We start from the raw sequence: 23,226 nt of genomic DNA on the forward strand, positions 1-23,226 counted from the left end.
GGGCTCGTATAACGCTGGGTGGTGCTATTCAGAGCGGCATTGGTTCGTTCCCGCCCGGAAATGGTCTTTTTAGCCAATCTCTGCGTCAAGGAGTTCAATTTTTGGCACTGGCGGTCCCCGGTTTGATCCGGCCCGAAAAGGCGGACAGGAAGAAGGCCGTCCCGGCCACCAGGATGATGGTGGCCCCGGATGTCAGGTCGAAACGGTAGGACAGCCACAAACCCACCACCGTAAAACCCATGCCCAGGAGGGAGGAAAGCACCATCATCCGCCCGAGCGTGTGGGTGTACTTTTCAGCGATGTATGGCGGGATGGTCAGCAGGGCGATGACCAGGATCAGGCCGACGATCCGGATGATCATGACCACCGCCAGGGCGATCATCCCCAGCAGGGTGAAGTAAAGAATCTTGACCGGTATCCCCACCACGAAGGCGAACTCCTCGTCGAAGGACATCGCGATGAATTCCTTGTAAAAGACGAAGACGGTCAGGCAGATCAGCAGGTTCATGGGAAGCATGCACCACAGGTCGATCAAGGGCACGGCCAGGATGCTCCCGAAGAGGTAACTCATGAGGTCGACATGGTACCCGGGGGTCAGATCGATCAGGATGATGCCGACCGCCATTCCGACGGCCCAGAGGACACCGATGATGGTATCGGCCCGGTGACGGTTTCTGAAGCTGACGGCGCCCATGATCATGGCCACCGCCATGGAAAAGAGGCCCGCCCCCAGCGTGGGGGGGATCCCGGCATAAAAGGCCAGGCCGATGCCGCCGTAAGCCGCGTGGGCGATTCCGCCGGAGATGAAAACGATCCGGTTGACGACCACAAGCGTCCCGATGACCCCGCAGACGATGCTGACCAGGATGCCCGCGGCGAGGGCGTTGCGCATGAATTCGTACTGAAGGGCTTCCCACACGTCAATGCTCCTCGTGTTTCGGCAGGACGCGGTGCGGGATCCCGTGCGCGATGAGGTCGACCGGGCAATGATAGGCCATGTTGAGCATCTCCGTGGTGATCTGGCCTTCGCCGTGAAAGATCATCTTGCGGTTGATGCAGGCGACCGACTTGACGTGCCTCGAGATGACGCCGATATCGTGCGTGATCACCACGATCGTTACGCTGCGGTTCAGGTCCCGAAGAAAGTCATAGAGGTCGACCTGAAACTCGGCGTCCACACTGGAGGTCGGTTCGTCCAGAAAGAGGATCTTGGGGTCCGTGGCGAGCGCCCGGGCGATGAAGACCCGCTGGCGCTGCCCGCCTGAAAGATGTCCGATGGGGGTGGCCCGCTCTTCCCACATCCCCACCCTTTTCAGGGCCTCCTCGACCTTGCCGCGGTCCTCCCGGCTGTACCGTCTGCCGATCCGGGCCTGGGAAAGGCGTCCCATCAGCGCCAGTTCCAGGGCCGAGATGGGGAAGCTGATGTTGAAGTCGGTGTGCTGTGGGACGTAGCCGACCCGGTGCCTTGCATCGTTCGGCTCCTGCCCGAGGATCCGGATGGTGCCCTTGTCGGGTTTCAGCAGCCCCAGCAGCAGCTTCAGGAGGGTCGTCTTACCGCCCCCGTTGGGGCCGAGGATCCCTAGGAAATCGCCCTGTTCCAGGCGGAAATTGACATCCTGGATGATGGGGCGTTCATCGAACGCGAACCAGAGATGTTCGACCTCGATTGCGGGGACACTCATGGCGTTTCAGATCTCCTAAAAAGGCGCTTGAGCGGGGCAGGGGCTCTACCCCGGGCGCGGGCCCAGCGAGGCCCTCACGTCTGGCGCGTCCGCAATTCGGAGCTTTCTGCACCGGGCGCGGCTTCCTCCCTTCAGGAACGGATCTCCTCGAAGAAGTGGAGGTTCTGCTGCAGCTTTTCGAACTCGGCCTGCTGAGCGGCCAGTTTTTCACGCACCTCCTGTACGACCTCGGCCGGGGCCTTGTCCAGAAAGCCAGGATTGCCGAGCTTCCGTTCGGCGGTCTGCATGTCTTTCTGCAGTTTCTGCATGGCCTTGCTGATGCGCTTTTTCTCCTCCTCGAAATCGAGCAGCCCGCGCAGGAGGACATGCACCTGGTTCTGCTGGAATACCGCGGTCGCGGAGGCCTCGGGCTTGTCAAGGCCGGTTCCGAGGGTGATGCCGTCGACCCTGGCGAGCGTGTGGACGTGTTTGAGGTCCCGGCGCAGGAGTTCTTCGTCCTCGGCCCGGGCGAGGTCGATCACCACGCTGACCGTTTTGGAGGGGGAGATGTTCATCTCGCCGCGGATGTTGCGGATGCCGGTGATCACCCCCATCAGGAGGTCCATTTCGCGGATCGCCTGGGCATCCTCGGGGTAATCCCCCGCCTTGGGGAAAGGCGCCGTCATGATGCTTTGCCGGGTGCCGGGCAGACGCTGCCAGATCTCTTCGGTCACGAAGGGCATGAAGGGATGGAGCAGCTTGAGGGATGCGGCGAGCACCTGCTGTGCGGCCGCCTGGGCCGATTCCTTGACCGCGGGATCGTCGCTGTAGAAGCCCTGCTTGGCCATTTCGAGGTACCAGTCGCAGAATTCATGCCAGACGAACTGGTAGGCGAGCATCGCCGCCTCGTTGAACTTGTAATCGTCGATGGCTGTGGCCATGCCTTCGCTCACCTGCCCGAGACGGGTGAAAATCCACCGGTCGGCGAGCGTGAGGTCCCGGGGCGTCTCCGGCAGGGGACGGTCGTCCAGGTTCATCAGCACGAGGCGCGCGGCATTCCAGATCTTGTTGACAAAGTGACGGTAGCCGAGGATTCGCTCCTCCGAGAGCTTGATGTCGCGCCCCTGGGCCGCAAGGGCGGCGAGGGTGAAGCGGAAGGCGTCCGTGCCGAACTGGTCCATGACCACCAGGGGGTCGATGACGTTCCCCTTGGATTTGCTCATCTTCTTGCCTTCGGCATCCCGCACCAGGGCGTGGATGTAAACGTCCCGGAAGGGGACCCGGCCCATGAAGTGGATGCCCATCATCATCATCCGGGCGACCCAGAAAAAGAGGATGTCGAAGCCGGTCACGAGGGCTGCCGTGGGGTAAAAGGTCTTGAGCTCCGGGGTTTGGTCGGGCCAGCCCAGGGTTGAGAAGGGCCAGAGGGCGGAGCTGAACCAGGTGTCGAGGACGTCGGTCTCCTGGGTCAACCGCGTCGATCCGCAGGCCTTGCAGGAGTCCGGCGCCTCCTTGGCCACCTGGACCTCCCCGCACTCTTCACAGGTCCAGGCCGGTATGCGGTGCCCCCACCAGATCTGGCGGGAGACGCACCAGTCTTTGATGTTGGTCATCCACTCTTCGTAAACGGCCTCCCAGTTGGAGGGGTAGATGCGGGTCTCTCCCTGCTTGACCGCCTCCAAAGCCTCGGCGGCGAGCGGCGCGACCCGCACGAACCACTGCTTCGACAGCAGGGGCTCGATCATGGTCTTGCAGCGATAGCAATGACCGACGGCGTGGCGATAGGGTTCGATCTTCTCCAGGAGGCCCTGCGCCTCCAGGTCGGCCAGGACCTTCCTGCGGCACTCGAAGCGGTCGAGGCCCCGGTACGCCCCTGCAAGATCGTTCATCCGGCCGTTCTCGTCGATGACCTTGATCTGTTCGAGGCTGAACCTGCGGCCGATCTCGAAGTCGTTCGGATCGTGGGCGGGTGTGATTTTGAGGGCCCCGGTCCCGAACTCCTTGTCGACATAGGTGTCGAAGATGATGGGGATCGGTTTGTTGAGCAGGGGCAGGATGACGTGCAGCCCGGAAAAGCGGCTATAGCGCTCGTCCTCCGGGTTCACGGCCACCGCCGTGTCCCCGAGCATGGTCTCCGGCCGCGTGGTGGCTACGACGATGTGGCCGTCCCGGCCTTCGACGGGGTAGCGGATATAGTACAGGTGGCTGTCCAGTTCTTCGTGTTCGACCTCGAGATCCGCCAAAGCGGTGTGGCAGCGCGGGCACCAGTTGATGATATAGTCGCCGCGGTAAATCAGACCTTCATCGTAGAGTTGAACGAAGACCTCCCGGACGGCCCTCGAAAGCCCTTCGTCCATCGTGAAACGCTCCCGGCTCCAGTCGCAGCAGCATCCGAGGCGCTTCAGTTGATTGATGATGAGCCCGCCGTACTTCTTGCGCCATTCCCATACGAGGTCGATGAACGCGTCCCTGCCGACCGAGTGCCGGTCCTTGCCCTCGGCGGCCAGGGCCTTTTCCACGACGTTCTGGGTGGCGATGCCGGCGTGGTCCGTACCGGGCTGCCACAGGACGTTGTAGCCCCGCATCCGTTTGAAACGGCAGAGAATGTCCTGCAGGGTGTTGTTGAGGGCGTGCCCCATGTGCAGAGTCCCCGTGACGTTCGGCGGGGGGATGACGATGCAGTAGGGAGGGGCATCCGAGGTGGCGGCGGCGCGGAAAAGCCCGTTGTCTTCCCAGTGGCTGTACCACCGTTTTTCCACGTCACCCGGTTCGTAGCTTTTCGGCAGGGTTTCACGTTCCATGAATCAATGACTCCTTCAGAGAAAATCGAAAACATTACTTTTACCAGGATAAACGCCGACGATCAAGACGCTTCTTCACCGGCCCGCAAGGGTGTCGCTGCCAGGCCGCCGGAGCGGGGACCCGCGGACACCGGGCACATGGGGGTCCTGCCGGCCGCGACCCTGCGCCCGGCGTTCCCGGGCGAGAAGTCCGGGCGCTGTCGTGTCGACTGCCGGAAATCGTGGGGAGATTCGACTGGCTGCCTCGGCAATTCGGGCGCTTCAAACAGAGAACCGGCGGGTTTGCAGGGGTTGCACGCGTTTCCGCGCACCGGCACGGCTGGCTCGGGTTCGGGTCGACAGAAGTTCGATCGGATCTTTGGCTGCGGCGGCAGGCCCTGGCTGCGACCCGGTGGATCGGCGTCAATCCTGCTCGGACTGAAGACTTTCCTTCAGGGAGTCGATGGCCTCGCGAATCAGTTTTTCTGCAACCGTTGTCAGGGTTTCCCTTGCAACACGTTCAACGGTTTCTCCAACGATCCGCCGGATGATCTCCTCGATCCGATCCTCCGAGATGGCCATAGGATGATCCGGGGGGCGTCCTTCCTGAGGAGTTGCGGCCGGGGTGCTCTCCGGCTGAAATACATAGAGGTCCTCGTCCGCTCCGGCGCCTTCGAAGCCGCTTGAACGCGGGCCTCCGCCCATGCCCTTGGAGTGATACCCCGGAGTCTCTTCCGTCTCCTCGGATTCAAGCGCCCTTTCCTGCCTCAAAGCGGCGTCCAGGTTGGACAGAGTGATAGCCTCAGCCTCTTCGTAACCGGGTCCTCGTTCCACCACGTCCGTCAGTTCGAGGATGTCTGAAGCGGCGTCAGGATCCGCGGCATCCAGATTGGAATAGGCGGTGTGATTGTTATCGAACGAAAAATCAAGCGGGGGCTTTTCTCGGGAATCTTTGTCATCAGCCATGGGCAGCCTCTGGGATCGGGGTGAAAATCCATCTCTGGGCGGACCCTAACACAGCCTCCCTTGATTGTCAACGGTTCAGAATCACAATGAAAAGGGTGAAGAATCCCCGTTCGGGCGCTTCCGGTTGCAGGAGCGCTGCAGGTCCAAGGGTGCCGACACGGGCCACCCCGCATCGGGACGCGCTGTTCGGATAGCCCGTGGTTTTTCACTTTTCTTGGGCAAAAGAGGCGGGAACGTGTAAAATACGGCGACGAAGCCACATGGTTCAGCCGGGTGCATGGATTCGGAGCCGTGTGACGGCGCTGCTCCGAACCCATGCCGATGCCCGTTCGGGGTGATTCTCGGCCTCAAGGATTTGTCCATCGCGGGTCGTTCTCCATCTCAGGCTCGAAACCGCGTTTGGACCGGGGAAGCCATGGACAGATCGTGGAAGGGCTCCATGGGCTGTGTTCTGCCGATTCCCCCGGCACTGCGCCATGGTGGCCTGAGGGTCGCATTCGCCGGAATTTCGAAGGTTTTGCGTGCGGATATTTTTTCCGTTCCTTGTGAACAAAGGGTTTCTGTGCACGCGTTGATCCGTATTTGACCCAGGCGCCGAGCATTGCGGGCCCGGTGGCCTTTTGAGGAGCGGAGTGAGCAGAAAGATGAGGATACGTTGCGCAAAGAGGTGGTTGGGAATGATGGTCGCGCTCGCATGCACGATGGGTTGCTGGCGGCCTGCGGGAGCCTCTGAAGAGAGGAAAGAAGACGCTTATCTTGCCGGTTACGCGACGGCGGTGATCGAGCGCGAGTTCCAGGTGGGGTGCCGCTCTGTCAGCGTCCGGAACGGCGTCATCACCCTGGAGTTGTCGGGCCTGCCGAGCGACGTGGAAGAGCGCCTTCGGAAGACGCTGCTCGATGTCCCGGGGGTCGAGCAGGTGGAGATCGTGGAGGTTCAGACGGTGGAGCCGGCTCCAGCTCCGGCTGCTTCCGAAAGGGTTTGCGCCGTGAAAGAAGCCTCTTTTTTCCCGAAAGGGGGCAGCCTTTTCGAGCCCCTCATCGCTGATCCCCGCTGGCCCCACTTTTCCGCGAGTTTCGTATGGCTCCTCGACGGCGAGGAGTTCAGCCACATGGGTGCGGTCAGTTTCGGCGAGCGCTTCCCGTTATACAGGGAAGTCTTTCCTTCGGGGCGAAGCTGGGAACTCGGGATCGAGGCCGCCGTCTTCTCCGTCTTCGATATGGACGCTGATTCCTATGATCTGATCAACAGCGACTTCTGGGTCTCTTTCCCCTCTTGGACTTACCGGGATCGCGATTTCAGCGCCCTGATGCGTTTCTACCACCAGAGTTCCCATCTGGGAGACGAGTATATCCTGAGAGGCGGGGTAGACCGGGTCAACCTCAGTTACGAGGCCCTGAGCCTGACGCTTTCACAGCGCTTTTTGACGTCTTTCCGCGTCTACGGGGGCGGCGGGTACCTCGTTCGGAGGACCCCTTCCGAGCTCGAACCCTGGTTTTCCCATCTGGGCTTCGAATATGAAAGCCCGCGCCAGTATCTGAAGGATTGGGTGACGCCGCTGATGGGGTTGGATCTGCAGTTCAATCAGGAGAACGATTGGAGCACGGACCTGTCGCTGCGGGTAGGCGTCCGTTTCAAGTCGCTCGAAACGGGCACCCGGCGCTATCTCCTGACCCTCGATTATTACAACGGTCATGCCCCTAGCGGGCAGTTCTACGACCAAAAGATCGAAAGTCTGGGGGTCGGCACCCATTTTTATTTCTAGTCTGATCCATCGGGAAATGGTCTTTTTGGCCAACCGCGGCGTCAATCTGCACGTTTGGTTGTGCGTAGGCGACCTGCAGGTCGCCTACGCACAACCGCTTGATTTCCTTGGTATTGGCTAAAGATTCTCATCGCCGGATGGGAAACCGGGTTCTACCGGAAGATCATTTCCGGATGGACTCTAATGACACATTCGAAAAGAAGGCTTTTTCTTCAGACGCTTCGCGTGCTCAGTCCCACCCCCTCGGGATAGTTCCCGCTTGGCAATGTCCGTGAAACCAGCTGGTTGGGCGGAGGGATTGATGCCCAATCTGAAAGTTTGATGGGAGGAATCGGTTTCCCGTGTAAGCCACTGAGGCGTTTAGACTTTCTGCCCGGACACAAACGGGGGGTCGGGCGAAAGAGGAGCGCGTTTCAACCAGGAACGCGGCATTGCATCCGCCGAGGGATCGGGGACGGAGCGTCGGCGGAGAGCGGTTCGATGGGCAGGATTTCAAGGACGGCGGTCTGGGCGCGTTGCCGGTCGTCTCAGGAAGAGGGCCGGAGGATGGACGGGAGTCGAAAGATATGAAGATTGCACGGGTTTCACAGATGCGGGATATGGACCGGATGGCGATCGAGCGGTACGGTATCCGGGAGGAACTCCTGATGGAAAACGCCGGGGAGGCGGTTTATTTCGCCCTCTCGCGGCGGTATGCAATGAGCGGCAGGCGTTTTGCGGTTTTCTGCGGCGGGGGCAACAACGGAGGGGACGGGTTTGTCGTTGCACGCAAGCTGCACGCGGCAGGCGCCGCCGTCGATGTCTGCCTGCTGGCGGATCCCGAGAGGTTCAGCGGCGCGGCGCAGTTGAACCGGGAGATCGTCATGGCCCTCGGCCTGCCGGTGAGGAGGATCGTGGATGCGGGGGAGGCCGCTCGCGTCGCGCAGGGGGCGGATGTCCTGATCGACGCCATTTTTGGAACGGGCCTTGCGCGGGAGGTGTCGGGGATCTACCGCGAGGTGATCGAGGCGGTCAACCGGAGCGGAAAGCCCGTGGTGAGCGTCGACATCCCCTCCGGGGTGCAGGGCGACACCGGCCGGGTGATGGGTGCGGCCGTCAAAGCGGATCTGACGGTCACCTTCGGCCTGCCGAAGATCGGCAACCTGCTGTATCCGGGTTATGACCTGTGCGGTGAACTCTTCGTCACCCACATCTCCTTCCCTCCGGAACTGCAGGACGCCTCCTGGCTGGATGTGGCCGTAAACCTTCCGGTGGTTCTCCCGCCGCGTGATCCGGACGGGCACAAGGGGTCTTTCGGGCAGGCGCTCTTCATCTGTGGTGCCGCGAGTTACTACGGCGCCCCCTTCCTGGCGGCCTATGCCTTTCTGAGGGCCGGGGGCGGGTATTCCCGGCTTGCCGTGCCGGCGGCCATGGCCCCCTTCATCGCCGTGGAGGGCCGGGAGATCGTGCTGGTGCCCATGGCGGAAACCGACACCGGCAGCATCTCGGAAGAAAATGCGGATGAACTCCTGAGGCTGTCGGAAGGCATGGAAATGGTCGTCATGGGTCCGGGCCTGTCCCTGGATCAGGAGACGCAGCGCCTGGTCTTGGATCTCGCCGCCCGGATCGAGCGGCCGCTGCTGCTTGACGGGGATGGCATCACCGCGGTTTGCCGCGACCTCGACTGCATCCGGCAGCGCAAGGCCCCGACCGTGCTGACGCCGCACCCGGGCGAAATGGCGCGGATTGCGGGTGTGGCGACGGCGGAGATCCAGGCCGACCGGGTGGCCGCCGTCCAGAAGGCTGCGCGCGATCTGCGCGCACACGTCGTGCTGAAGGGGGCGCACTCTCTGATCGGGTGTCCGGACGGCCGGGTCTATGTGAATCTGAGTGGAAACAGCGGCATGGGCAGCGCCGGGTCGGGCGACGTCCTGACGGGGGTCATCGCCGCCATGCTGGGCCTCGGGCTGGGTTTCGAAGAGGCGGTGCTGAAGGGGGTCTTCATCCACGGGCTGGCGGGGGATCTGGCGGCCCAGGCGATGGGGGAGGACGGCATGACGGCGCGGGACGTGCTCGGACACCTCCCGCAGGCGGTTCGGCTCGACAGGGAGGGCCGCGCGGAGGACGTGCTCGGACGCTTCTACCGGGGCCCCATCATCATTTAAAAAGGGGGCCGAAGCCCCCGTCTGGTGTTTCAACCGGCCTGGTCGATCATGGCCATGATCTGCGAGGTGTCGAATCCCTTGAGGTGAATGGCCCCCGACCGGCAGGAGGCGGCGCACAGACCGCAGCCCTTGCAAAGCTCCGACTGGATTTCGGCCTTGCCGGTCTTCTCGTTGAACCGGGGGGCCGAGTAGGGGCAGATGGTCACGCAGACGCCGCACTGGCTGCAGAAGTTCGGGTCGACCTGGGCGACCGTGCCGCTGACCGGGATGATCTTCGCGGAGAGCAGGGTGACTGCCCGGGCGGCGGCCGCCTGGGCCTGGGTGATGGATTCGTCGATCGGTTTGGGCGCATGGGCGAGCCCGCAAACGAACACCCCGTCCGTGGCGAAATCCACCGGACGCAGCTTGACGTGGGCCTCGGCGTAGAATCCGTCATCGTTCTGGGAAACCTTGTAGAACTGGGCGAGCGGGCTTTCCTTTTCGGGAACCACGGCCGAGGCGAGCACCAGGAAGTCCGGCTGGATCTCCATGGGGCGCCGCAGGACGCGGTCGATGAAGCCGACCGAGAGCTTATTGTCTTTGACGGCCACATCCAGGCCCTTCTCGGAGTTGTAGCGCACAAAGTGGATGCCGCGGGTGCGCGCCTCCCGGTAGAGGTCTTCGCGCAGTCCGTAAGGGCGCATATCCCGGTAGACAATGAAGATGTCCATCCGTGGATTGATGTCCTTCAGCTTGAGGGCGCTCTTGATGGACTGGGTGCAGCAGACCTTCGAGCAGTAGGGGCGCTCGGGGATGCGGGAGCCCACGCACTGGACGAAGACCGCCGTGTCGGCCTTTTCGAGTTCCGGGTCCTGATCGATGAAACGCTGTTGGAGTTCAAGCCCCGTCATGACGCGGGGGTCCTGCCCGTAGAGATACTGGTCGGGCTTGTACTCGGAGGCCCCTGAAGCGAAGATCGTTACGCCGTGTTCCAGGACCTGGTCTTCGCCGTTCGTCCGGATGGTGGTGCGGAAATTCCCGACAAACCCGTCGACCTGCGTGATCTGGGAGTTGAGGAAGACCTGGATCCGCTCGTTGGACCGGGTGGCTTCGATCATCTTGGCGAGCTGGGCCTGAATGTCTTCCCCTCTCCAGGTCTCGTGCAGATGGATGGCATTCCCGCCGAGCGCGCCGGTCTTCTCGACCAGGTACGTATCGTATCCCTGATCGGCCAGATTGCGTGCGGCGGCCATGCCGGCGATTCCCCCGCCGATGATCAGGGCCGACGGGGTGATCTGGAGCTTCGGTTCGGGAAGGGGTTCGAGGAGGGCGACCTTCGCGACGGCCATCCTGACCAGGTCCTTGGCCTTGGCCGTGGCGGCGTCCGGGTCGTCCTTGTGGACCCAGGAGCACTGATTCCGGATATTGGCCATCTCGAACAGATATTTGTTGATGCCCGCGTTGGTCAGCGTCTCCTGGAAGAGCGGCTCGTGCGTCTTGGGTGTGCAGGCGGCGACCACCACGCGGTTGAGGTGCTGTTCCTCGATCACCTGCCGCATTTTGTCCTGGGTGTCCTGGGAGCAGCTGAACATGTTCTGTTCGGCGTAGGCGACGCCCGGAAGCCCCTTGGCGAACTCGACGACGGAAGGAACATCAACCGTCCCGGCGATATTGGTGCCGCAGCAGCACACGAACACCCCGATACGGGTCGGCTCGCCGCGGATGTCGATCTCTTTCGGGATCTCTTTGGTCTTCGTCAGAGACCAGCGCGCCTCGGTGAGCCGGCTGCCGGCCACCCCGGCCGCTGCACTGGAATCCACGACGGAGGTGGGGATGTCCTTCGGGCCTTGACAGACACCGCAGACGTAAACGCCCGGGCGCGAGCTTTCAACCGGGGCGAAGCTGCTGGTGCTGGCGAAGTTGTAGTGGTCCAGCTTGACCCCGAACCGGGCGGCGAGCTCCGCCGATTCCGGATTGGCCTCGAGGCCCACCGACAGGACCACGATGTCGAAGTCCTCCTCGATCCGTTTGCCGGCTTCGTCCACATAACGGAGCAGGAGGCGTCCGTCTTCGAGGGGCGTGATGTTGGTGATCCTGGACTTGATGAAGCGCACGCCCATCTGATCCTTGGCGCGGTTGTAATAGCGCTCGAAATCCTTCCCATAGGTCCGGATGTCGATATAGAAGATGGTCGTGTCGAGCCCTTCCTTGCTGTGCTCCTTGGCGAGCATCGCCTCTTTGATGGCGTAGGTGCAGCAGACGCCGGAGCAGTACCCCTTCGCCCCCAGGTGCTCGTCCCGGGACCCGACGCACTGCAGCCAGGCGATCTTCTTCGGCTCCTTGTGGTCCAGGGGCCTGACCAGATGGCCGCCGTAAGGGCCGGACGAAGAGAGGATCCGCTCGAACTCGAGGCTCGTCACGATGTTGGGGTGTTTGGCGTAGCCGTAAGTATCGTGGACCGCTGGGTCGAAGACCTGGCCGCCGAGCGCGAGGAGGATGGAGCCGACCTGCAGGTCGAGGTCTCTGCCTTTGTCCTCGTAGTTGATCGCCCCGGCCGGGCAGACCTTTTCACAGGTCCTGCACTTGCCCTTCGTCAGATAGATGCAGTTCTTGTCGTCGATCGCGTATTTGAGCGGCACCGCCTGCGGGTATTTGACATAGATGGCTTTGCGCTTGACCAGCCGCTCGTCGTATTCGTTGCCCACCTTTTTGGGGCATTTTTCGGCGCACAGCCCGCAGGCGATGCACTTGTCAAGGTCCACGTACCTCGGGTGCTGTTTGACCTTGACGCGGAAATCCCCTTCAGTCCCCGAGACGTCTGTAACCTCGGAGAGGGTCAACAGTTCGATATTGATATGCCGGCCGACCTCGACCAGTTTGGGAGAGATAATTCACATGGCGCAATCGTTGGTCGGGAAGGTCTTGTCCAGCTGGGACATCATGCCGCCGATGGAACTGGATCTCTCGACCAGGTAAACGAAATAACCGGAATCGGCCAGGTCAAGCGCGGCCTGCATCCCCGTTATGCCACCCCCAACGACCATCACAGCGCCGGTTTTATTCTGTGACATGGTTTACTCCTCTTTGCCGGTATCGAAAAAAGACGTGACACCGCTGATGTCGATCTTGTTCCGCTTGATCCCGAGCGTCTCGGCATCGATGCCCATGCAGAGCCCGAGCAGTTGTGGATAAAGGATCGAAGCGAGATATTCCTTGTTGCCGTTATGGGAAACGATCGTCTGCTGGACCGTGTCGAACTGCTGCTGGCACCAGGGACAGGCCGTGCAGAGAAAGTCGGCTCCGGCCTTTTTTCCGTCCCGCAGTTTCTTGCGCGTCAGATCGAGCGACACGCGATCATTGATGCCCAGAAGCGGGGCACCGCAGCACTCGAGGCGCGTCGGCCAGTCGACCGGTTTGGCTCCGAGCAGTTTCACGAGCTCTTCGAAAAGGGTGGGAGCGACCGGATCGTCGAACTGGGTGACCTCGCTCGGGCGCAGGGCGTGACAGCCGTAGTGGGCGGCGATGCTGAGTCCCTTGAAGCTGGTCTTCAGGGTGTCTTTGAGCGTTTTGATGCCGATCTCGCGGTGCAGAAAAGGCAGAAGATGTTTGATCTCGGTCTTGCCCTCGTAATGGAGACCCTCCCGGTCCAGGATCCGGTTGACGTCGCGTTTGAGGTCTTCATCCCCCCGGAGGGTGTATTGGGCCTTCCTGAGCGTACCGTAGCAGCACTTGCACAGGGTCAGCATGTCCAGACCGGCCTGTTCGGCGAGGGCCAGGTTCTTGGCGGAGGAGACCAGAAAGGCCATCTCGTCGATATTGCGCAGCGGGTAGCCGCAGCAGTTGAATTCGCGGAAATCCCGGAGTTCGACCCCGAGGCGCGCCAGGACGGCGCGTGAAGCCGTCTCGTATTGTGGAACACGGGCCGGGATGTTGCAGCCTAGGAAAAATGCAAAGTTCATGGTTGGTACCTCAATTCCGTTCCATCATGACCAGACCCGGTCGGCCTGGCTCGAAGACTCGCACCGGCCCGCGCCCGGATCGCCCCGCCCGTGGCGGTTTGAATCTACGGAAACGGCCCGGCAGGATTGTTTCCAGAAGGACAGCCGATCAGGCGGCCTGGCTTATGGCCCCGGACTTTCCGGCGGATTTCTCCTGATTGCGGATCGCCACATGCTTCAGTTCATACAGGATATCCGTAACCCGCACGTTCTGGGGGCAGTGCTCTTGACACTGATAACAGGTCAGGCAATCCCAGATCATGCGGGAACCGGCAGCCATATCGACGAGGCCCAGCCCGAGGGAGCACATGATCTGATGCGGCAGGAGCCCAAGGGCCTTTTCGGGTTCTTCGCAGCTGCCGACGACCGGGCAGACCGTGGTGCAGTTCTGGCATCCGAAGCAGTAGCTGAAAGTGTTTGCGCGGCTCAGTGCCGCCGCTTTGCCCGATGCCGGCGCATGGAGGGCGATGGGGCGGTTCTGGGCCTTCAGGGCCTCGAAATCCAGGACAAGCCGCCTCTTGGCCGATTCGCTCGGCTCCGGATAATCGTCGGAGACGAGGCCTTTGCGGAACATCCCGACGACGTAAGACAGCGGAGAGAGCACGACCGGGTCGGCGTAGCCTTTCTCGAACTGCACCTCCCGGAGGTTGAGCCACATCTCCCTCAGGTTGATGCCGGAGGGGCAGACGACGGTGCAGCGGTCGCAGCTCGTGCAGACCCAGATGCCTTCGATCAACGCCCGGTTCTCCTCGGGGCTGAGGGTCTTACGGGAAGCCCATTTCTTGAGCACGGCCATTTTTTCGGACGGGAGGATGCATTCGTTCCCGATGGCGGCGAAGGCCCCGGCGGCCGAACAGCGCAGACTGCAGGTGCCGCAGTGCGTACAGGCATCGAGCTCCATCACCTGGCGGGTGGCGACGTTGGCCGGATCGGACGTTGCGGGGTCCATCACGGCGTTGGCCAGCAGGCTGACCGGTGTGGCAAAAAGGTGAAACATCTTGCTGAAAGGCAGATAGGCCAGACCGAAGAAGCATGCCCACAAATGGATGTACCAGAGGAAGGTGCCCGCGCCGGCCCGGTCCAGGCCGAGGGCGATGGGGCTGATGAGCTTCGCCAGCGGATATCCGGTGAAGGCCCACTGCGGCGCGGAGTGGCATGCCGCGCAGCTCATTTCGTGCATATCCCCGCCGTCGGCAAGGGTCTCGGCGTCGAAGGGCGGCTTGACGCCAGGGGAGACGACGCCGAAATGTTCGACCCAGTAGCTCTCGAGCGGCCTGACGTCCTCCGGGTCGGTCGAGTCGGCATAGTCCTCCACCATGCGCATGAAGTCGGAGTGAGACGTGATCTTGACCGCCTCGAGGAAGATCCCCGAAAGGATGATGACGGCGACGATGAGGATGGCATATTTATCCATCCCGCTGGTCCTGAGGCGGGGCACCTTGAGGATGAACCGCCGGTAGACGGCGATGGCCACGCCGACCACGACCATGGCGCCGAAGAGGTTTCTCAGGAACATGTAGGGATTGAGGGTCGAGGCGTAATCCGGGAAAACCGCGACGGTCAGGATGCTTCCGAGGGCGTGCATCAGCAGGAGCAGCGTGAATCCCCAGAAGATCAGCATGTGCATGACCCAGCGCAGGGTGTCTTCCTTGAGGATGCGCTGCTGCCAGAGGACGTCGACAAGGAAGGCCTTGATCAGGGTTCCCATCCTGGCGCTGAACAGGACCGCCAGGATGCCTTTCATGGCGGCTCCGATGCGCTCGCCGGTCGAGAAGCTCTTCCCGCCCATGCCCACCTGACGGGTGAACCATGTGCCGATCTTGTAAATCAGGCCGATGAGAAAAATGGCCAAAGAGGTATAGAGCGAGACGGTGAAAAACATGCGTGGACCTCCTCATGATTCCCTTGAAGAGCGAAAAAGCGCCGGATTTCAAGGCGATTCGCCCCAGATTGGCTTTTTACGATCAACCCTTATAGCGATTGTGATGGGATTTGTCAAAAGAATATATTCACAAACTTTTCCGATTGTTGTGTTATGATGCCGCCGCTGGCGAATTGCGGAACGCTTGCGGCGAGAGAGGAAAAACTCTCGCTTACGGATCGGAAACTCGGCTGCACCGGGGAAACATGATCGGGATCGACATAACTTACAGGGCCCTGTACGACGAATGCCGTCTTTGCCCGCGCGACTGCAGGGTGGACCGCTCGGTCCGACGGGGGGTTTGCGGAGAGGCCGACACCCTGCGGGTGGCCTATGTCGGGCCGCATTTCGGCGAGGAGCCGCCGATCAGCGGGGAAAGCGGATCGGGCACCGTCTTTTTCACCGGCTGTGCCGTGCGCTGCAGCTTCTGTCAAAATCATCAGATCTCCCGCGGAGGTTTGGGGGAGGCGCTCACGGCAGAGGATCTGGCGGGGCGGATCATCGATATGGCGGTGCGGCACCGTGTGCACAATATCAATTTTGTCACGCCCGACCATTTTTTCCCCGATGTCTTCGAGGTCGTGTCGATCTGCCGGGATAGAAGGGGAGTCCGTCTACCTCTGGTATACAACCTCTCGGGGTATCAGCAGATCGAGTCGCTGCAGCAGGCGGAGCCTTTTGCGGATGTCTACCTGCCGGATTTCAAGTATTCGGATTCGGAACTCGCGCGCAAACTGTCGCGGTGTCCGGATTATCCGGGGAAGGCTTTGGATGCGGTCGCCGAGATGATCCGGCAGAAGGGATTTCTGGATTCGTTTGAAACGGATGGCGCGCCGGCCGGCAAGGGCGTGCTGGTCCGGCACCTGATCCTCCCCGGGGAGGTGGAAAATTCGATGGACGCCTTGACCATGCTTTTCCTGGAATTTGGTGACAGGCTCCCTCTGAGTTTGATGTCGCAGTACCACCCCGTGACCCCCCAGGCCCACGCCCCCCTCAACCGCCGGCTGTCCAAGGATGAGTTCGACCGGGTCTTCGATCACGCGCTCGCCCTGGGATTCAGAAACCTGTTCGTACAGTTCCCTGAGGAGGTTCCGGCGGGGGGGGAAGGATTCTCATGGAGACCGCTGGTCCCCGATTTCACCGCCGAGGAGCCTTTCGCCCCCATCCTCGGCTAGACCGGGCGTGAACCTGCAGATTGACGCCGAGATTGGCAAAAGAGCCCATTTGCGGCGGTCCGGTTTCCGCTCCCCTCCGGGAGCGAGGTCCTCTGCAGGCAGGCGCTTTCGGCGTCTCACGTGCCGCATGGAGGTCCTGTCTTTTCACCCGTCATCTTCTGTTGACATTAATGAAGGCGTTTGTTAAAAAAATCACATTCTTTGGATTGCCCCCGTCCGGCTGAACCGGAGAGGCCAAAATTCTGAAAGGAGCACACACCTCATGGAAGCATTAACCCCGCTGTATGAAGTCAATGAGGCCCTCGTGGCGATGGGGGCCGAGAAACTCAATCTCTGTATGCAGTGCGGCATGTGCGCCGGGTCCTGTCCGTGGCGGATCGTCGACGGGCCGTTCAATATCCGCAAGATGATTCGCATGGCGCAACTCGGCGTGGAAGGCTACGAATCGGATGACATTCTTTTTGGCTGCACGACCTGCAACAAGTGCGTTTTGAAATGCCCCAGGGGCGTCACCATTATCGACATCGTCAAGGCCATGCGCGGTATGATGGTCGAGGCCGGCTCGCTCCCGGGCGTCCTCAAGACCGCCACCGGAAGTGTCCACAGCCAGGGCAACCCATGGTCCGAACCACGTGAAAAGCGCGTGCAGTGGATGAGCGGACTCGATATCCCGCAGTTCGACGGCAGCCAGGAATACTTCCTGTTCGTCTGCTGCACCTCCACGATCGACGCGCGCAGCCAGAAGATCGCCAAGGCTATGGTGAAGGTGCTCAAGGCGGCCGGGGTCTCCTTCGGCGTGATCGGCGAGGAGGAGAACTGCTGCGCGGAATCGGTCCGCAAGATCGGCGACGAAGAGCTTTTCACGAAGACGGCCGAGAAAAACATCAAGCTTTACAGCGAAAAGGGCGTCAAAAAGGTCATCACCACCTCCCCCCATTGTTTTTATACGTTTTCCAAGGAATACCCGGAATTCGGCGCGGATTTCGAGGTGATGCATTACACGCAATTCCTGGCGAAGCTTCTGGAAGAAGGCAAGATCAAGCTGTCCAAGACCCTGGACACCACGGTCACCTATCATGATCCTTGCTATCTCGGCCGGCACAGCGAGGTGTACGACGAGCCGAGGGCTCTCATCTCCGCGGCGACCGGCGGAAAGCTCGTCGAGATGAAGCGCATCCGAAAAGACAGTCTGTGCTGCGGCGCCGGCGGCGGGCGGCTTTGGATGGAAACCCCGCCCGAGTGGCGTTTTTCGGACCTGAGGATCCACGAGGCGTGCGAGACCGGGGCCAAGATCCTCGCGACAGCCTGTCCTTACTGCATCTCCATGCTCGAGGACAGCCGCAAGACCACCAACAAGGAAGATGAAATCGAGATCAAGGATATCTCCGAGCTGATTGCCGAAGCGCTCTAATCCATCGATTGTCCCTTCATAAAAGCCTTACCTGCCCGGGTAAGGCTTTTTAGCGCGTGGGCCTCGAGCCCGCAGGGCCTGACCCGATGAAAACGGCCTATTTCGACTGCTATGCCGGTGTCAGCGGCGACATGTTCATCGGTTCGCTGCTGGATGCTGGTCTGCCCTTCGAGGAGCTCCAGGCGGCGCTCGAAACGCTACCGCTTGAGGGATACCGCCTGGCCATGCGCGAAGAACGGCGCCAGGGGATCCGGGGAACGCGCTTTCTGGTGGAGATGCTCCAGCATGAGCACGCCCATCGGCGTTTGGGGGACGTCCGTCGCATCATCCACAGCTCCGCCCTGAGTGATTGGGCGAAGGGCGCCGCGGAGGCGGTCTTCGAGATCCTGGCCCGGGCGGAGGGGAAGGTCCACGGGCTTTCTCCGGATGCGGTGACCTTCCACGAGGTCGGAGCGGTCGATTCGATTGTGGATATCGTGGGCGGTGTGTTCGGGGTCGAATCTCTGGGCATCGAAAGCATACAAGCCTCACCCCTGCCGCTCGGTCGTGGATTTACCTCGTCGGCCCACGGGAGGCTGCCTTTGCCCGCACCCGCCACCCTCGAGATCCTGGCAGGCCTGGAGGTGAGGGACGCCGGCACGGAGACGGAGACGGTGACCCCGACCGGGGCGGCACTGCTCAAAGCCCTGGCTTCATCCTGGGGCCCGATGCCTGCCATGCGCATCCAGCGGATAGGGTACGGTGCCGGCTCGCGGGATCTGCCGGACAGACCGAATTGCCTGAGGGTGCTCATCGGAGATGCGGCGGTTGCCGGAGATGCCGAGACCGTCCTCATGCTCGAAACGAACCTCGACGATGCGAGCCCGGAGTTTATGGGCTACATGATGGAGAGGCTTTTCGGCGCCGGAGCGCTGGATGTGGTGTTCTTCCCTGTGCAGATGAAGAAGAACCGTCCTGGGACGCAGGTGCAGGTCATGGCGCATCCGGTCCGGAAAGACGACCTGACCCGTATTCTGTTCGAAGAGAGTCTCACGCTCGGGGTCCGGGTTCGGATGTGCGAGCGAGAGGTGCTCGAGCGGGATCTCGTGACGGTTGAGAGCCCCTGGGGGCCCCTCCAGGTCAAACGCGTCAAGGATCCGGGAGGCCGCAGGAGGCTTGTGCCGGAATACGAGGCTTGCCGGGCGGTGGCTGTGAGCCGGCGGGTCCCCTTGAGAGACGTCTATGCCTGGGTGACGGGACTGGGGGATTCCGGCCTGTGACGTCCCCCCCATCTCAGGAGCGTGTTGTAAAATCCCTTGTCTACAGGCCGTTAAAAAGTGGTCGGGCGGAAGGTTTGTCAATTCCGGCGCGATGAGCTGCGCACATGACAAGAGCTGAGCAGTGAAGCGGGATGAGCGCAGCCGAAGGGCGTTTTTCAAGACCTGTCAGCCGGATACACCCTGTGGAGCGGTTCGGCGATACCGGCCGGCTGAACCGCCTGTCCGGCAAGTGCTGCTGCGATCCGGCCGGCTCCCCCCGCGCAAAGGGGTGGAAGCGGAGGCAATCCCTGCTTGATGTCCACAGACCGATCTGATACCTTGACTCCCGCAGCCGCGTTCAAGATCGCCTCTCTTTCGGGCAAGGCGGCCCTCGTCCTGTCGACCTGGTTCGGAAGCGGCCTTGCCCCGGTTGCCTCGGGAACCTTCGGAACCCTGGCGGCTTTGCCTCTGGCCTACCTGGTGAGCCTTGCGGGAGGCGCAGGAGGGGTGCTGGCGACGCTCGCCCTGATCGGGCTGGCATTCTGGTCCTCGGAGAGGACGCGGCGGCTGCTCCGAAAGGATGATCCTTCGCCCGTGGTGATCGATGAGGTCGCGGGGACCCTGGTGACCCTCTTTCTGGTCCCGCCTTCCTGGCTGGGTTGGATCGCCGGTTTTTTCCTGTTTCGTTTCTTCGACATCCTCAAGCCTTATCCGATCAGGCGGCTCGAGAGGTTGAAGGGCGGCTTGGGGATTGTCGCCGATGATCTCCTGGCGGGGGTGTATGCCCGGGTCGTGCTCGGCCTGATCCTGTGGCTGGTGCCTTCCGCGTGAGGGCGGAATCCCGCTCCGGTGGCATGCATTCGACCATCGCGGCGGCCGCCCGCCGTCCGCCCTTGAAAAACATCCGGCACGCGAAATATGTACGGAGAAATCATCACCATAGGCACTGAGCTCATTTCGGGCAGAACCCTGGACCTGAACGCCTGGTACGCTGCAGGGCGGTTGACGGCGTCGGGCCTTCGGGTCACGCGGATGACGGCTGTTGGAGACGACCGGGAAAGAGTTACGGATGCCCTTTCGCGTGCACTCGGCGAATCGCTGTTCGTCATTGTAACCGGGGGCCTCGGCTCCACCGAAGACGACATGACCACCGCGATTGTGGCTGATGCCTTGAAGCGGCCGCTCTGCCTCGACCGGCGGATGTTCGATCTGATCAAGAGCCATGCCGAGGCACGCGGTATGGAAATGACGGCGGCGCTTGAAAAGATGGCCTGGATGCCGGGTGGTGCGCAGGTTCTGAAGCCGGAGGGAAATGCCTGCGGGTTTCGGATGGTCGAGGGGGCTGTCCGGCTGTATTTTCTGCCCGGGGTGCCAGATCAGATGCGTTATTTGATGGATGAGTGCGTGCTGCCTGATCTTTTGCAGCGGTTCCAGACCTTGCCGGTGCTCCGTCAGCGCATCCTGAAGCTTTACGGCGTCAGTGAACCTGTCATTGCGGAGACATTCAAGAGTCTGGAGGCCAAGTCCCCGGATGTTCAATTCGGTTTCTACCCGCGCTTTCCCGAAAACCACATCACGATCAGCCTGAGAGGCCCCGACGAGCCCTCCGTGAGCCGTGAACTCGACCAGGCCGAATCGGCCGTCCAGGGGCTTTTGGGGGAGTATGTCTTCTCCGCAGGAAGCGATACGATGGAAGAGGTCGTCGGGCGGGGTCTGATAAAGGCTGGCCTGAAACTGGCATCGGCCGAGTCCTGCACCGGGGGGATGATCGGGCAGATGCTGACCAACGTACCGGGGAGCTCCGACTACTTCGAAGGAGGCGTGATCTCCTACAGCAACGCCGCGAAGGTGGGTTTTCTGGGGGTTCGGCGGAGGACGCTCGCGCGGCACGGTGCCGTCAGCCGTGAGACGGCGCTCGAGATGGCCGAAGGGGTCCGCGGACGTATGCACGTGGATATCGGTCTGTCAGTGACAGGTATCGCGGGGCCTGCGGGCGGTTCGGCTGAAAAACCTGTTGGTACGGTCTATTTCGGATTGGCGCATGAGGGAGCCTCGTTTGCAGAACGATACCGCTTTTGGGGCACCCGGAAACAGATCCGGAAGAATGCCGCCATGATGGCGCTTGATTGGGTGAGGCGTTTTTTGCATGGAGATCCGTTCCTTTCTGGCGTTTGACTTGCCCGGTGTCCTGCGGGAGGGAGTCGGCGAAGTCCACCGTGACCTGGTTCCGCGGATGCGGGATGTGCGCTGGGTGGCGCCGGACAACGTGCATCTGACCGTGGTTTTCCTCGGTCAGGTGCGGCAGGGAGATCTTGACGGCATCGGGTCCGCCGCCGCCGCCGTTTGCCATGCCTTCAGCCCTTTCAGGATCGCCCTCGAAGGGTTGGGGACCTTCGGTGGGAGCCGTCGGCCGAGAGTCCTCTGGATCGGCCTCGCGGGGGACATCGACCGGATGGGGGGCTTTCGGGACGCTTTGCAGGACGAGCTGCAACCTTTCGGCATCCAACGTGAGACACGCCCTTTCCGGCCGCATCTCACGCTGGGAAGATTCCGGGAGAATGCACGGCCCGGCGAGGCGCTCGATCGATGCCTGAAAGAGCGGGCGGGATGGACAACGCCCCCGGCCGTCCTCGACGAACTGGTTCTTTACCGGAGCGACCTGAGGCCTGGTGGGGCAGTGTATACGCGCCTCGGCGCCTGGCCGCTCTCCGGGTCGAGATGACTCGCTCTCCGGCCCTCCGGCGGGATGACCGAAGGCCGCGGCCGGTTTTTTCTTCAGGAAGCCTTTTGGGCGGATATGGATCTCCTTTTGAAAGGGGGACCGGTCGGGCGAGGCCTGTGAAGAAACCGGGACCCACCGCACAGCGGTGGGACTGAGCGCCCTAAAGGTGCGAAAAGACCGGGACCCGCCGCACGGTGCTGGGATTGAGCGCTTGAAGGTGTGAAGAATCTGGGACCCGCCCCGCTGGGATGGGACTGAGCAGGCGAGGCCTGCGAAGAGAATTCCCCGTATCCGGACTGGAAAGGTGCACGTGTTTTTTAATCATGCCCGGTTGGAAACCGGCACAGCAGGAGGGTTGATGCGATGGACCGAGGAAAGGCCGTAGAACAAGCGATTTCACAGATAGAAAAGCAGTTCGGCCGCGGCTCGATCATGAAGATGGGGGAGCAGAAGGTTCTGGACATCCCTGCTATTTCAACCGGTTCGCTGGCACTCGACCTCGCCCTCGGGGTCGGCGGGGTGCCCCGCGGACGGGTGGTGGAGATCTACGGCCCGGAGTCGTCGGGGAAGACCACCCTGGCGCTCCACATCGCGGCGGAGGCCCAGGCAAAGGGTGGAATGGTGGCCTTCATCGATGCGGAGCACGCCCTCGATATCTCCTATGCCCGAAATCTGGGGGTGGATGTCGACAGCCTCCTGGTTTCGCAGCCGGATACCGGGGAGCAGGCCCTGGACATCGCTGAAATTCTGGTCAGGAGCGGGGCCATCGATGTCCTGGTGATCGATTCGGTCGCCGCGTTGGTTCCCCGCGCGGAGATCGAGGGGGAAATGGGAGATCAGCATGTCGGACTGCAGGCGCGGCTCATGAGCCAGGCCCTGCGCAAGCTGACGGCCACCATCAGCAAATCCCATACCTGCGTGATCTTCATCAATCAGATCCGCATGAAGATCGGCGTGATGTTCGGGAGCCCCGAGACCACCACGGGCGGGAATGCGCTCAAGTTTTATGCCAGCCAGCGTCTAGACATCCGGCGCATCGCCGCCATCAAAGAGGGTGCCGACACGATCGGGAACCGCACCCGGGTAAAGGTGGTCAAGAACAAGATCGCCCCGCCGTTCAAAGAGGCCGAGTTCGACATCATCTACGGCAAGGGCATTTCAAAAGAGGGGGATATCCTGGATCTCGGCGTGGAGTTGGGCATCGTAGAGAAGAGCGGCGCCTGGTACTCTTTCGGAGAGGACCGGATCGGGCAGGGCCGCGAAAACGTGAAGCGTTTCCTGGCGGAGAACACCGATATCCGGGATCGGATCGCGGAGATGATCCTGGAAAAGACCGGCCTGAGGCAGATCGTTTCCAGGGAGGCCGGAGGGGAGCCGGTTGAGTCCGCCCCCGAATCCGCCTGAAAGAGAACCGGCGGGTCGACGCCCATCGAGAAAGGGCCTCCATCTGGAGGCGCCTTCCCCCGCA

The 23,226-nt window shown here is 61.8% G+C and carries 16 protein-coding genes; 9 read left to right on the plus strand and 7 right to left on the minus strand.

From position 1 onward, the window contains the following. Positions 1-94: 94 nt before the first annotated feature. The 4 genes from H567_RS22835 to H567_RS0103145 form a co-directional block, all read right to left on the minus strand. Entirely contained in the window at positions 95-919 is an 825-nt protein-coding gene (locus tag H567_RS22835) for a metal ABC transporter permease (RefSeq protein WP_035253269.1), read from the minus strand. 1 nt (position 920) lies between these two features. Continuing rightward, positions 921-1,682: a metal ABC transporter ATP-binding protein gene (locus H567_RS0103135; protein ID WP_028320280.1), complete on the minus strand. Its 762-nt coding sequence runs from the start codon at positions 1,680-1,682 to the stop codon at positions 921-923. A gap of 131 nt (positions 1,683-1,813) precedes the next feature. Beyond that, a complete protein-coding gene (locus H567_RS0103140; protein WP_028320281.1) occupies positions 1,814-4,462 on the minus strand; it encodes a valine--tRNA ligase in 2,649 nt (882 codons plus the stop codon). Between the two features lie 402 nt (positions 4,463-4,864). Further along, positions 4,865-5,407, minus strand: coding sequence for a hypothetical protein (locus tag H567_RS0103145; RefSeq protein ID WP_028320282.1), 543 nt, complete (start codon positions 5,405-5,407; stop codon positions 4,865-4,867). Positions 5,408-6,084: 677 nt separating this feature from the next. Between H567_RS0103145 and H567_RS0103150 the strand changes: the two genes are divergently transcribed. Beyond that, the gene (locus tag H567_RS0103150) at positions 6,085-7,170 is read left to right on the plus strand and encodes a DUF1207 domain-containing protein (protein ID WP_035253271.1); all 1,086 of its coding nucleotides are present in this window, start codon (positions 6,085-6,087) and stop codon (positions 7,168-7,170) included. Positions 7,171-7,601: 431 nt separating this feature from the next. Then, positions 7,602-9,314, plus strand: a complete 1,713-nt coding sequence (locus H567_RS0103155) for an NAD(P)H-hydrate dehydratase (protein ID WP_244155410.1) — start codon at positions 7,602-7,604, stop codon at positions 9,312-9,314. Between the two features lie 29 nt (positions 9,315-9,343). Here H567_RS0103155 and H567_RS0103160 read toward each other — a convergent pair whose 3' ends face one another. The 3 genes from H567_RS0103160 to H567_RS26860 all read right to left on the minus strand — a co-directional run bounded on the left by H567_RS0103160 (position 9,344) and on the right by H567_RS26860 (position 15,173). Next, positions 9,344-12,364: an FAD-dependent oxidoreductase gene (locus tag H567_RS0103160; protein WP_153306029.1), complete on the minus strand. Its 3,021-nt coding sequence runs from the start codon at positions 12,362-12,364 to the stop codon at positions 9,344-9,346. 3 nt (positions 12,365-12,367) lie between these two features. Continuing rightward, the gene (locus H567_RS0103170) at positions 12,368-13,252 is read right to left on the minus strand and encodes a CoB--CoM heterodisulfide reductase iron-sulfur subunit B family protein (protein WP_028320287.1); all 885 of its coding nucleotides are present in this window, start codon (positions 13,250-13,252) and stop codon (positions 12,368-12,370) included. A 148-nt stretch (positions 13,253-13,400) separates the two neighbouring features. Next, the gene (locus tag H567_RS26860; RefSeq protein WP_051184434.1) at positions 13,401-15,173 is read right to left on the minus strand and encodes a 4Fe-4S dicluster domain-containing protein; all 1,773 of its coding nucleotides are present in this window, start codon (positions 15,171-15,173) and stop codon (positions 13,401-13,403) included. A gap of 245 nt (positions 15,174-15,418) precedes the next feature. Between H567_RS26860 and H567_RS22845 the strand changes: the two genes are divergently transcribed. The 7 genes from H567_RS22845 (at position 15,419) to recA (ending at position 23,162) form a co-directional block, all read left to right on the plus strand. Then, the gene (locus tag H567_RS22845) at positions 15,419-16,387 is read left to right on the plus strand and encodes a radical SAM protein (protein WP_084516850.1); all 969 of its coding nucleotides are present in this window, start codon (positions 15,419-15,421) and stop codon (positions 16,385-16,387) included. A gap of 262 nt (positions 16,388-16,649) precedes the next feature. Continuing rightward, positions 16,650-17,798 (plus strand): (Fe-S)-binding protein, encoded by a 1,149-nt coding sequence (locus H567_RS0103185; protein ID WP_028320288.1) that lies wholly within the window; start codon positions 16,650-16,652, stop codon positions 17,796-17,798. 86 nt (positions 17,799-17,884) lie between these two features. After that, a complete protein-coding gene (gene larC, locus H567_RS0103190) occupies positions 17,885-19,057 on the plus strand; it encodes a nickel pincer cofactor biosynthesis protein LarC (RefSeq protein WP_028320289.1) in 1,173 nt (390 codons plus the stop codon). A gap of 294 nt (positions 19,058-19,351) precedes the next feature. Next, the gene (locus H567_RS0103195; RefSeq protein WP_084516811.1) at positions 19,352-19,867 is read left to right on the plus strand and encodes a phosphatidylglycerophosphatase A family protein; all 516 of its coding nucleotides are present in this window, start codon (positions 19,352-19,354) and stop codon (positions 19,865-19,867) included. Positions 19,868-19,954: 87 nt separating this feature from the next. Further along, a complete protein-coding gene (locus tag H567_RS0103200; protein ID WP_028320291.1) occupies positions 19,955-21,211 on the plus strand; it encodes a competence/damage-inducible protein A in 1,257 nt (418 codons plus the stop codon). Then, positions 21,183-21,758 carry an RNA 2',3'-cyclic phosphodiesterase gene (gene thpR, locus H567_RS22850; RefSeq protein WP_051184436.1) on the plus strand — a complete coding sequence of 192 codons (576 nt, stop codon included), beginning with the start codon at positions 21,183-21,185 and terminating at the stop codon, positions 21,756-21,758. Before H567_RS0103200 ends, thpR begins: the two co-directional genes overlap by 29 nt. Before the next feature lie 363 nt (positions 21,759-22,121). Next, entirely contained in the window at positions 22,122-23,162 is a 1,041-nt protein-coding gene (gene recA, locus H567_RS22855) for a recombinase RecA (protein ID WP_035253274.1), read from the plus strand. Positions 23,163-23,226: the final 64 nt, after the last annotated feature.

The sequence above is a fragment of the Desulfatiglans anilini DSM 4660 genome (assembly GCF_000422285.1).
In the GTDB taxonomy this organism is placed as follows: domain Bacteria; phylum Desulfobacterota; class DSM-4660; order Desulfatiglandales; family Desulfatiglandaceae; genus Desulfatiglans; species Desulfatiglans anilini.